General features: G+C 74.1%; 12 protein-coding genes and 1 riboswitch. Of the genes, 3 read left to right on the top strand and 9 right to left on the bottom strand.

Annotation, left to right across the window (positions count from 1 at the left end):
- Positions 1-173: 173 nt before the first annotated feature.
- Entirely contained in the window at positions 174-806 is a 633-nt protein-coding gene (locus tag ACFV0O_RS12780; protein ID WP_380340205.1) for a hypothetical protein, read from the top strand.
- An 84-nt stretch (positions 807-890) separates the two neighbouring features.
- On the opposite strand, the gene ACFV0O_RS12775 is transcribed toward ACFV0O_RS12780, so the two are convergent.
- Entirely contained in the window at positions 891-2,201 is a 1,311-nt protein-coding gene (locus ACFV0O_RS12775; protein WP_380340202.1) for a hypothetical protein, read from the bottom strand.
- A gap of 2 nt (positions 2,202-2,203) precedes the next feature.
- Positions 2,204-2,367, bottom strand: a riboswitch (cyclic di-AMP (ydaO/yuaA leader).
- A 488-nt stretch (positions 2,368-2,855) separates the two neighbouring features.
- Here ACFV0O_RS12775 and ACFV0O_RS12770 point away from each other — a divergent pair.
- On the top strand, positions 2,856-3,185 hold the full coding sequence (locus ACFV0O_RS12770; protein ID WP_380340199.1) for a MoaF N-terminal domain-containing protein: 330 nt from the start codon (positions 2,856-2,858) through the stop codon (positions 3,183-3,185).
- Positions 3,186-3,269: 84 nt separating this feature from the next.
- Here the strand turns inward: ACFV0O_RS12770 and ACFV0O_RS12765 are convergent, their stop codons facing one another.
- Together ACFV0O_RS12765 and ACFV0O_RS12760 are read right to left on the bottom strand one after the other, a co-directional pair.
- Positions 3,270-4,412 carry an alpha/beta hydrolase gene (locus ACFV0O_RS12765; protein ID WP_380340197.1) on the bottom strand — a complete coding sequence of 381 codons (1,143 nt, stop codon included), beginning with the start codon at positions 4,410-4,412 and terminating at the stop codon, positions 3,270-3,272.
- 331 nt (positions 4,413-4,743) lie between these two features.
- Positions 4,744-5,364 (bottom strand): TetR family transcriptional regulator, encoded by a 621-nt coding sequence (locus ACFV0O_RS12760; RefSeq protein ID WP_380340194.1) that lies wholly within the window; start codon positions 5,362-5,364, stop codon positions 4,744-4,746.
- A gap of 141 nt (positions 5,365-5,505) precedes the next feature.
- Here ACFV0O_RS12760 and ACFV0O_RS12755 point away from each other — a divergent pair, with 141 nt between their 5' ends.
- Complete coding sequence (locus tag ACFV0O_RS12755; protein ID WP_380340191.1) at positions 5,506-6,270, top strand: SDR family NAD(P)-dependent oxidoreductase; 765 nt, start codon at positions 5,506-5,508, stop codon at positions 6,268-6,270.
- Between the two features lie 151 nt (positions 6,271-6,421).
- Here ACFV0O_RS12755 and ACFV0O_RS12750 read toward each other — a convergent pair whose 3' ends face one another.
- The 6 genes from ACFV0O_RS12750 to ACFV0O_RS12725 all read right to left on the bottom strand — a co-directional run bounded on the left by ACFV0O_RS12750 (position 6,422) and on the right by ACFV0O_RS12725 (position 10,533).
- Entirely contained in the window at positions 6,422-6,892 is a 471-nt protein-coding gene (locus ACFV0O_RS12750; RefSeq protein ID WP_380340188.1) for a GNAT family N-acetyltransferase, read from the bottom strand.
- Between the two features lie 40 nt (positions 6,893-6,932).
- Complete coding sequence (locus tag ACFV0O_RS12745) at positions 6,933-7,607, bottom strand: Pr6Pr family membrane protein (RefSeq protein WP_380340185.1); 675 nt, start codon at positions 7,605-7,607, stop codon at positions 6,933-6,935.
- A 169-nt stretch (positions 7,608-7,776) separates the two neighbouring features.
- The gene (locus tag ACFV0O_RS12740) at positions 7,777-8,733 is read right to left on the bottom strand and encodes a phosphotriesterase (protein WP_380340182.1); all 957 of its coding nucleotides are present in this window, start codon (positions 8,731-8,733) and stop codon (positions 7,777-7,779) included.
- Complete coding sequence (locus tag ACFV0O_RS12735) at positions 8,730-9,179, bottom strand: carboxymuconolactone decarboxylase family protein (protein ID WP_380340179.1); 450 nt, start codon at positions 9,177-9,179, stop codon at positions 8,730-8,732. The genes ACFV0O_RS12740 and ACFV0O_RS12735 overlap by 4 nt, the downstream gene beginning before the upstream one ends.
- Before the next feature lie 17 nt (positions 9,180-9,196).
- The gene (locus ACFV0O_RS12730) at positions 9,197-9,784 is read right to left on the bottom strand and encodes a DUF4865 family protein (RefSeq protein ID WP_380340176.1); all 588 of its coding nucleotides are present in this window, start codon (positions 9,782-9,784) and stop codon (positions 9,197-9,199) included.
- Positions 9,785-9,966: 182 nt separating this feature from the next.
- Positions 9,967-10,533: a TetR/AcrR family transcriptional regulator gene (locus ACFV0O_RS12725; RefSeq protein ID WP_380340174.1), complete on the bottom strand. Its 567-nt coding sequence runs from the start codon at positions 10,531-10,533 to the stop codon at positions 9,967-9,969.
- Positions 10,534-10,544 lie beyond the last annotated feature (11 nt).

Here is a 10,544-nt window from a genome sequence, read left to right as displayed (position 1 = left end):
CCGCGGGGGGGGTCCGCGCGGGGGCCGCCCGGGGGGGGGGTCCCCCCCCGCGCCCCCGGGGGGCGCGCCCCCCGGGGGGCGGCCGCGCCCCGCGCGGGCGGGGCCCCCCGGAGCACGGGAGCAGGGTGAGCGGCATGGAGCACCGGGAAGTGCGCGGCAGCGCACGGAGCGGCGTGAGGAAGCGGAGGTCCGGCACTGCCGGACTGGTCGCGGCGGTGACGGCGGGCTGCGCGGTGGCCGTCCTGGGCTCCGGCCCGTCCTGGGCGCTGCAGCAGCGGCCGGAGCCGCGGCCCGCAGTCGACGTCGCGGCGCCGGGCACGTCCGGGGCGTCCACCCTGCCGGCCCTGGTCCCGGCGCCGGGCGCGCCCGAGGCGTCCACCCTGCCGGCCGTGGTCGCCGCGCCGTCCCACTCCCACCTGGAGGTGGTCCGGCTCGACCCGGATCCGGCGGTGCCCGGCGGCACGACGACGATCCACGCCTTCGTCGCCGACTACGGCCCGGACACCACCGCGTCCCCGTTCACGGTCACCGTCACCCTTCCGGAAGGGGTGACCGCGGAGGGCCCGTACTTCCCCGAGGACTGCCAGGTCGTGGCGCTCGGCCGGCAGGTCAGCTGCGTGTTCGGTCCCGGCCTGAAGGAGGGGCGCAGCGCGACGGCCCTCGTCCCGGTCCGGCTCTCCCCCGCTGTGCCGCTCGGGCTCCTGGAGGGCGGGTCGGTCGCGGTGCGCAGCGCGGACGACCCGTTCGGGAAGAACCACCGGCAGCCGTACGAGATCAAGGTCGTCGAGACGTCCGGCGACGCCTGAGCCGCGGTGTCCCACCGGGCACCGGGCGCCGGCGAGCGGCTGCCGGCCTCCGGCGCCCGGTGGGACGGTCCTACGGGTTACCCGTCAGCGGTAGACGCGGACGTAGTCCGCCGCCATGGTGATCGGGGCGGTGCCCTGCGGCGCGGGGTGGTACTGCCCCGCGCTCAGGGAGAGGTTGAGGATCAGGTACGCCGACCAGTTGGCGCCGACGCCCTTGCCGTCCGAGAAGACCTTGACGCCGTTGACGTACCAGTCCACCGAGTTGGCGCCGTAGTAGGTACCGATGGTGACCCACTGGTCCTTCGCGATCGCGCTCGCGTCGGTGTAGTACGTGCCGTTGCCGGGGTTGACGTGGTTGGTCAGCTCCAGCAGGTTCGGGTTGTCGGGGTGGTACTCGAAGGAGTCGACCTCCCCGTTGCCGTTCTTCCAGGTCCACAGGGCCGGCCAGGCGCCGGTGCCGGCGGGCAGCTTGACCCGGGTCTCGGCGTAGTCGCCGGTCTTGACCTGGAAGCCCTCGCTGGAGCCCTCGGTGGTCAGGAAGCCGGTGTTCCAGGACTGCTTGCCGTTCTCCAGGGCCGGGCCGCCGGGGGTGGCGGTGAAGGTGGCGACCCCGTTGGCGACGCTGACGTTGTTCTTGTTCAGCCAGTCCAGCTTGTTGTCGTCCGGGTTGTGGTTCCCGTACTTGTAGGCGGTGCTCTTGTCGCCGACCCAGCGCTGGCCCCAGGAGATCGAGCCGTTGAACTCGTCGGACCAGGTCAGCGACTTGCCGGCGACCGGGGACGACGGGGCCGGGGACGACGGGGCCGAGGTGGACGGTGCCGGGGCGGTCGGGGTGGCGGTGGCGCTCGGAGTGGGGGTGGCGCTCGGGGAAGGGGCGGCCGTCGGCTTCGGGGTGGCCGTCGGCGCCGGGGTCGGCGCGGTGGTGCCGGTGGCCGAGACCACCAGCTGCTGCGCGGGCAGGTTGTGCCAGGCACCGGCCACGTCCTGCCAGAAGCCGAACTGGCTGTACGTGCCGGCGGGCAGGGTGCGGGCGCCGCTGGTGAAGTTCACGCCGCTCGGGCAGATCTGCACGTTGGAGGCGTTGCCGGGGAAGTCCAGGTTGGTGCCGCCCGCGTCGCGCACGCCCACCCCCACCGTCTTCGCGGTGAAGCAGGCCGAGGAGTGCAGGCTCAGCGAGGCGGTGGAGGCCTTGCCCGCGACCATGGCGGCGGGGGCGAGGCGGTCCTGGGTGACGGTCGGCGCGGTGGCGGCCTGGGCACCGGCGACGGACGGCAGTCCGAGCAGGCCGGCGCCGCTGATCGCGAGCGCCCCGGTGGCGGCGAAGGCGGCGTTGCGACCGCGGCGGGAGGGACGGGCGTGGCGCGGCGCGCTGCGCCGGGCGGCAGGCTGGGGCATGGGCGACCTCTGCGACGCCTGCGAGGTGAGCTGTCGGGTTCGGGCTGCAGTTGCCCGGCCGCCTGTGGCGCGGCTTCACCCCTAGCCTCGACCTGTGTGCGCGAGCGCACGGGCCGGGCGCCGACCTTGGTTCCCCCGCTCCCGTCCGCTGTGGTGCTCGGTGACCCGCCGGCGGGTGGACGGGACTCGGCGTCCCGGCGGCGGGGTCCGCGACGGCGGACGACCGTTGCAGGCTAGGCAGGCCGTACGTGAACGGACAACTCCCCCGGGCCGGTTGTCGCGCAGGTCACAGCGGTGTCGATCAACGACGCTGCGTGGCGGCCGAGTTGATCAATATTCCTGCCCGGCGGGATGATCCGCAGATGACCTGCGGGGCGCCCGGCCCGACGCCGGGGGCGGGGCGGCTCGGACAGGGCGGCTCGGACGGGCCGGTCGGGCGAGCTGGGCGCCGACTCGGGTGTGGCGCCCGGCGCCCGGGTGAGCTCCGAGCCCCGGCCCCCGGACCCCGGACCCCGGGCCCCGGCCGGCGGCGCGTCGGTGATCCCGACCGCGGCAAAGATCTGACCGAGTGCACCCGGTCGGATAAATTGGAGTTCCGAGATGTTCCGCCGTGCACAAGACCGCCTCCACCACGAAACGAGGAGCCGCCCCACCATGACCGCGTCCCCGCCCGCCTTCGCCGGCCGTACCTACGTCTTCCGGGCCGACACCGGCGCGGCCTTCCGCAACACCTACTCGGCCGACGGCACGCGGCTGCGCTGGGAGGGTCTCGGCGAGTCCGCGGGCCAGTGGGAGGACGTGCGGCTGCACGTCGCCGAGGTCGCACCGGAGATCTACTTCGTCAGCTGGACGGAGCAGAGCGGGATCACCGTCAGCCACGTGATGGACCTCAACAAGCTGACGGTGCGGGCCTTCTGGACCTTCGAGGGCGAGGGCGGCCGGGTCGGGCAGTTGCACACCGGGACGCTGGAGCGGGTGGCCTGAGCCGCGCGACGACCGCGCGACGACAGAACCCCCGGGGCCGTGGCTCCGGGGGTTCGGTGGTTCGGCCGTTCGGTAGTCCGGCCGTCAGGCGGTCGGGTTCGGCACCCTGAGGTGCTGGGACAGCCACTCCAGCGAGGACGGCAGCAGCGCGCTCCAGGTCTCGAAGTTGTGGCCGCCGTTCTCGAGCATGCTGTAGGAGACCTTCATCGGGCTCCGCACCGACTCGACGAAGGCCTCGGTCTCCCGCCGGTAGTCGCCGTCGCCCCGCTTGGTGCCGGCCAGCAGCACGGACACGTTCGGCTGCGGCAGGTTCTTCAGCCGCCACATCAGGTTGGCCTCGTCGCGGCGCTGCTTGCTGCCGCCGAACAGGTCACCGGTGGTCGGGTCGTCGGCGGCGTCGTAGTAGGCGGAGAGTGCGACGGCCGTCGGGAAGACGTCCGGGTGGCGCATGGCCAGCTTGAGCGCGCAGTAGCCGCCGGTCGAGTTGCCCATGAAGGCCCAGGCCTGCGGGTCGGAGGAGACCCGGAAGCTGGCCTGGATCGCCGAGGGCACGTCCTTGGTGAAGTACGTGTCGGACTGCGGTCCGTTCGGGACGTCCTCGCACTCGGTGTCCTGCGGCAGAGCGGGCGAGGGGCGCACCAGGACCATGACGGTCGGCTGCATCCGGCCCTCCTGCAGCAGCTTGAGCGCCGCACCCGGGTAGTTGAACCGGGTGATCAGGTTCTCGGCGATCCCGGGGAAGCCGGTGCTGACGATCACGGCGGGGAACTGCTTCTGCGCGTACTCCGGCTGGAAGTACTGCGGGGGCAGGTAGACGTAGCCCTCGGTGGAGAGCCGGCTGACCGCGCCGTCGATCCGGACCTTGCGGATCTCGCCCGACTGGCCGGGCTCGCGGCCCATCGCGCCGCCGCCCTTGACCGAGGCGTGGCCGATCGTCTCCACCAGGAGCCGCCCGGAGGCGTCCGCCTTGTTGTGGATCACCACCGGGCCGGTGTCCCCGGTGCCCAGCAGGTCGTCCCAACTGCTGTAGAAGGCGAAGTAGCTGTTCGCCACCAGCCCGAGCGCCGCGAGGACGGCGAGCTGGGAGGCGAGCAGCGCACCGATCCGGCCCAACACCGCCTGCCAGGTCTTCCCCGCCAGTCTCGGCCAAAGCCAGACCGTTCCCCCCATCACCACTACGGCGATCAATACGGTCAGCGCCAGCACCTTGTGGCTCGTCAGACCCATGTCCTACTTGCTCCCACGCCTCGAACTCCAGCCCCCTCCGCTGGGGACATCCGAGGAGTCGACCCCGGTTCCCCCCACCGGGGCGCGAAGATCAACCCTAACGCCAGCTGGGAGCCCGCTGATGACAGCTGGGAGGTCACGGGGAGCGGATGCCCGGTTTCGGGCGACAGAGTTCAACCGACAGATTTCAGCTGACAGATTTCGACATCTGTCATCTGTCATCCGCCGGCTGAAGCACGCACACCGAACTCCTCCGCCCCAGGACCCGTCCCCGCCCACCGGCGACCCGAGGGCGGACGAGCCGCCGACCGTCGACCGCCACCCGCCGGGCTCAGGACAGGCGCTCCCAGAGCCGTAGCCCCGCCGTGAGTTCACGCATGCAGCGGGCGCCCAGGTCGCGCGGGGAGCCCGGTCCGGTGGCGGGGGCGCCGGAGGCGGCCCACTGTTCCAGGGCGACCCGGATCGCCGCGGTCGCGGCGGCGGCGGCCAGCCGGATCTCCAGCGGATCCGCGCCCGCGGGGCACCGCTCGGCGAGGACGGCGCGCAGCCGCACCTCCGAGTCGGCGTGGACACGCTGCCAGGTTCCTTCCAGCTGCGGGTCTCGCAGCAGGCTGCGGGTCCACCGCATCATCTCGGCCCCCGCCTCGTCGGCCGGCGTCAGTGATGCGACCGCCGCGCTCTCCAGCGCCTCGCGCAGCGGCAGGTCGGCCGGACTGTCGGCGAGCCGCTCGACCCACTGCCGCCCGCCCGCCGCGAGCAGCGGGGCGACGGCGTCCTCCTTGACGGAGAAGTACCGGTAGAAGGTCCGCAGCGAGATGCCTGCGGCGAGGGCGATCTCCTCGGCGGTGGTGGCCTCCGCGCCCTTCTCGGCGAAGAGCGCGGCGGCGGTGCGGGCGATCTCCAGCCGGGTGGCGTCACGGCGGCGCTGGTTCAGGGTCGGGCGTCCGGTCACGGGGTCAGCCTACGCGGGGTGGTGCCACAGTGGCACGCTGCGCATGAGTGGCACGACAAGACTTATTGGCACAACGTGCCACATAGGCGTACCGTGCCTCCCGAGGTCGAGAGACCACGCACGAACGAACGGAGTACCACCATGGAGCGCTTCAGCGGGCGGAACGTCCTGATCACCGGCGGCGGCTCGGGCATCGGCCGGGCCACCGTGCACCGGATCCTCGCCGAGGGCGGGAAGGTCGTCGCCGTCGACGTCAACGAGGACGGCCTGAAGGAGACCCTCGACCGCGCAACCGCCGACGGCACCGCGGAGCGCCTGACCGTCCGGGTCCTGGACATCTCCGACGAGGCCGCCGTCGTCGCGGGCGTCGCCGGTGCGATCGCCGACCTGGGCGGACTCGACGTCCTGGTCAACGCGGCCGGCATCCTGCGGTCCTCGCACACCCACGGGACCACCCTGGAGTTCTGGAACAAGCTCCTCGCAGTGAACCTGACCGGCACCTTCCTGATGACCCGCGAGGCGCTCCCCGCGCTCCTCGCCGGCGGCAACGGCGTGGTCGTCAACTTCAGCTCCACCTCCGCGAGCTTCGCCCACCCCTACATGGCCGCGTACGCCGCGACCAAGGGCGGCATCCAGTCCTTCACCCACGCCATCGCCTCGGAGTACTCCCGGCAGGGCCTGCGCGCGGTCTGCGTGGCGCCGGGCAGCATCGACAGCGGCATGACCAACGATCCCGGCCTCCCCGCCGACGCCGACCTCGGCCTGCTCGCCAAGCTCTCCCCCGCCCTCGGCCAGGGCTTCGCGGGCCCGGAGACGGTGGCCGGCGTGATCGCCATGCTCGCCTCCGACGACGGCGCCTTCGTCACCGGCACCGAGCTGCGCATCGACGGCGGCACCCACATGTGACCGCCCGTCGCGGCCCGCAACGCCGGGGCCCGTGCCGTCCCCCGTTACGGCACAGGCCCCGGTACGGCAAGGGTCCCGTAGGGCACGGGCCGCGTACGGCAAGGGCCCCGTAGGGCACGGGCCGCGTACGGCACGGTCCCGGCCGCGTCGCTCAGCGGAGGGGCTTGGACAGGACGACCTCCCGTGCGGCTTCCCCCGCGGACACGACCGGGGCGAAGCCGTGGCGGCGGTACAGGGCGAACGCGGGGGTGTTGCCGGGGAGCACGGCGAGACGGAGGGCGGTGCCGCCGGTGACGCGGGCCCAGCGCTCGACCTCCTCGATCAGGCGGTCCGCGACACCCCGGCCGCGCGCCTTCGGGGCGACCCACAGCGAGCGCAACTCCCGTACGCCGTCGGGAGATCCGCGCAGGCCGCCGACGAGGCCGACGGGGTCCTCGTCCAGGAAGGCGGCGACGTGATGGGCACCCGGGAGGTGGAGGCGGTCGCGCCAGCGCTGCTCACCACCCCGGTGCCATTCGGCGAGCCCGTGCGTGAAGGCGTGCGGCGCCTCGGTCAGGGCGGCGAGGCGCAGGTCGCGCCAGAGCGGCCACTCGGCGGACGTCAGGGTTCGGAGCGTGGGCATGACCCCACCGTAGGACGCGCCGCAGGGCCGCCGTCGGCTGTCAGCCCGTTCCGGCCCGGGCGTGGCGCCCCCTCGGGACCGCACCGCTGCGCACGTCCCGACGGGTGGCGAGGGCGTTGCCCACCGCGGCGACGGCCGCCCCCACCAGGATGACGGTCACCGTCATCAGGAAGCCGGCCCCGGCCACCCGGCGGTAGCCGCCGTGCCGCCCGGGATCGAGGAAGGTGTACGGGTACCAGTCGACGGCGTGGCCGCGCAGCAGTGCGTACACCAGGTACAGCAGCGGGAAGGCCAGCCAGCCGAGCACCACGGCCGGGCGCACGCGCCGGGCGGGCGGGTCGACCAGCCAGTCGGCGAGCACCAGGAGCGGCATCACGCGGTGCAGGACGTCGTCCACCCACGGGATCACCAGTTGGTCCGGGTAGCTCGCGAGGTACGTGCCGTAGAACAGCCCGGTGATCACCAGGTAGAGCACGACCGCCCCGCGCACCTCGTCCGGCACCGGGCGGCGGCCGGTCAGGCCCGCCCAGCCGCCGTAGCCCAGGACCGCGACACCGGCGAGGTCGCTGAGGACGGTGAAGTAGCTGAAGTAGTTCACCACCCCGGTGGGGCCGCTCGCCGCGCGGTAACCGGAGAAGCAGAGGGCGACGGCGACGAAGGCCGCGACCGCGAGCCGGGCGGGGGCGAGCCACGGGTGGGCCGGGGGTGCGGGCATCGACGGGTCCGCCTCTCTGGGGGAGCCCCTCATCCGGCAGGAGGGCTACTCGGATTCAAACCCGGGTGGGAGCAGTCGGCCACAGGAGCGGGATCGGTTCGGGCGGTGGCGCTTCAGGCGGTGGCGCTTCGGGTGGACGCGGCCCGCGCGGAGGCCGGACCTTCGGGGCTCACGGGGAGCGCCAGTCCGCGGCGAAGGCGGCCGCCGGGTTGGTGGTGAGGAGGAGTTCGGGCAGCTCGGGGCCGAAGGCCCGGGCCAGTCGCGGGGCGAGGTCGGTGAGCAGCCGGGTCGGGCCGCCGGCCTGCCGGGCGGTGCGCGTGGTGGTGTCGGCGCCCAGGAGTACCTGGGTGGCATGGCCCGCTTCGACCAGGTCGGCGATGACCTCGAAGGCCTGGAGGTCGGCCGGGTGACCGGCCCGGGAGGGGCTGTCCAGCGCGAGGCGGACGCCCTCGGCGGCGAGGCCGCGGTACACGGAGCGGTCGGGGAAGCGGGTGAGGTGCCCGAGGATGATCCGGTCCGGCCGGACGCCGTTGCGGCCGCTGAGCCGGCCCAGGACCTCGTACGGATCGCCGTCGGGTTCGAGGTGGACCGCGATCGGGGCACCGGTGGCGTGGTGCGCCTCGGCGGCCGCGGCCATCGTCCGGCGGGTGTGCGGGGTGGTGCGGCCCGCGTCGTCCGCGACCTTGATCAGCCCGGCCCGTACGGCCCGGGGTGTGCCGTGGGCACCCGGCAGGCCCGTGGCACCCGGCAGGTGCGCCGTTCCCGGCAGACCCGTGGTGAGCTCGGTGACGAAGCGTTCGGCGAGGTCGTCGGGGGCGGGATCGGTGCCCGGTCCGTAGTGCACCGCCTGGTGCGTGCCGGTGGCGGCGACGACGTGGACGCCGGTCGCGCGGGAGAGGGCGGCCAGGGAGTCCGCGCCCCGGCCCATCCCGAACGGGGTCCACTGGACGAGGGCGCTGCCGCCCGCGGCCGCGTAGGCGCGCAGGACGTCCTCGGCGGCGGCCGGGTCGTCCAGCTCCTGCCCGGGGAGCAGCGGGCTGCGGATGAAGAGGTGGTCGTGGGAGTCGGTGACGCCCAGTTCGGCGGGGTCGAGGTCGCCGAGGACGGTGCGGATGGTGCGGCTCATGCCTGCTCCTCGGTGACGCCGGTGGCGGTGGCTGCGGTCGCTGCGGTGGCATCGGCGATGGTGGCGGTCGCGACGCGCAGACCGGCCAGGGCCTTGGGGACGCCGACGTACGGGGCGAGGTGCACCATGACCTCGGTGATCTCCTCCCTGGTCATCCCGATCCGCAGGCTGTAGCGGACGTGGTCGGCGAGCTGCGGTTCCACGCCGCCGAGGGCGGTGAGGGCGGCCAGGTTGGCGATCTGGCGGTCGCGCAGGGCGAGGCCGGGGCGCTGGTAGGTGCCGCCGAAGAGGCTGGTGACGATCCAGTCCGGGAACCCGGGGGCGAGGGCGTCCAGGCCGCCGAGGGCGGTCGCGGCGGCCGGGCCTGCGAGGTCGCCGAGCAGGGCGTACCCGGTTTCGCGGTCGAGCGGGGCCGGGGTGAGGTCGGGCGGCGGGGAGGAGGTCATCGGGACGGCTGGTCCTTTCACCAGTGGCGGCCGGCCGGCAGCCGGTCGAGTTCGGGGCGGGAGAGGTGGAGCACCCGGTAGCGGGTGCCGGCCGCCTCCTCCGGTGCCCGGCCGTGCCAGAGGGCGATGGTGAGCAGTTCCCACCGGCTCGGATCGACGGCCACGGCGGCGGTGTGCAGGGCCGGGTGCACGGGGAGTTCGGCGAGCGCCCGCTCGACGGCCTCGGCCGGATCGGCGGTCTCCGGCAGCCGTACGGTGTGGCGGGTGGCGGTGGTCGGGGCGGTCCCCGCCGTTCCGGTCACGGTGCCGCCGACGAGGCCCGCTCCGAGCCAGTGGCGGACGACGGGACGGCCGAAGTCGGCGCTCAGGCTCCGGAAGCCCGGGCCCCAGAGGAAGCCGTTCATGCCTTCGGCGGTGCGCCAGAGGTAGAACGGCGCGTACTGGTTGACCGGCGAACCCTGGTGGCCGTGCTCCCTGATCAGGTACGCCTTGAGGCCGAGGCCCGGGTGGGCGTCGAGCAGGTGGCCCTTGTCGGCGACGCGCTTGCGGATGATGCCCATGTCGTAGTCGGCGGGGAGGGTGATCTCGTACTGCATGGCGTGCACGGCGGGGCTCCTCGGGATCGGTGGGGCTGTGCCGGGCTGTGCTGGGCGGCGTCGGGCTGTGCCGGGCGGCGTCGGGCTGTGCCGGCGGCGGGGGCCGTGGGTGGGGTCCGGTGCGGTCCGCACCCACGGCCTGGCCGACCTGCGCGTCCGGTCCGACCTGCGCGTCCGGTCCGTCCTGTTCGTCAGGCCGCCCGGTGTGCCGCGAGCAGGCCGAGGGCGCCACGGACGGCGCGTTCGAAGGGCTCGGTGCTGTCGGCGGCGCGGGCGAGGACGTAGCCGCCCTGGACGACGGCGACCACGGCGGCGGCGGTGTCGTCCGGGTCGAGGCCGGGGGCGAACTCGCCGTCGGCCCGGCCTTCGGCGACCAGTTCGGCGATCCGGCCGCGCAGCCAGTCGAAGGTCTCCTCGACGGGGGCGCGCAGCTGGGGGTCGGCGACCACGTCCGGGTCCTGGGCCATCCGGCCGATCCGGCAGCCGCGCAGGACGTCACGGTCGCGGAGCAGGTACGCGGCGATGCGGTCGTAGGCGCTGCCCGGGGCGGCGAGGTCGGCCTCGGCGATGCCCCGCATCTGCTCGGCGCTGCGGCGCAGGGCGGCGGCTGCGAGGTCGGGCTTGCCGGCGAAGTGGTGGTACATGCTGCCCTGGCCGACCCCGGAGCGCTGCTGGATGGCCTTGGGGCTGGTGCCGACGTAGCCGCGTTCCCAGAGGAGGGCCTGGGTGCTCTCGATGAGGCGGTCCTGGGTGCTCATGCAGATCACTG

The sequence above is a fragment of the Kitasatospora sp. NPDC059577 genome, from assembly GCF_042735475.1.
In the GTDB taxonomy this organism is placed as follows: domain Bacteria; phylum Actinomycetota; class Actinomycetes; order Streptomycetales; family Streptomycetaceae; genus Kitasatospora.
Note: the sequence above shows the minus strand (reverse complement) of the source record. Positions and strands in the feature narration are given on the sequence as shown.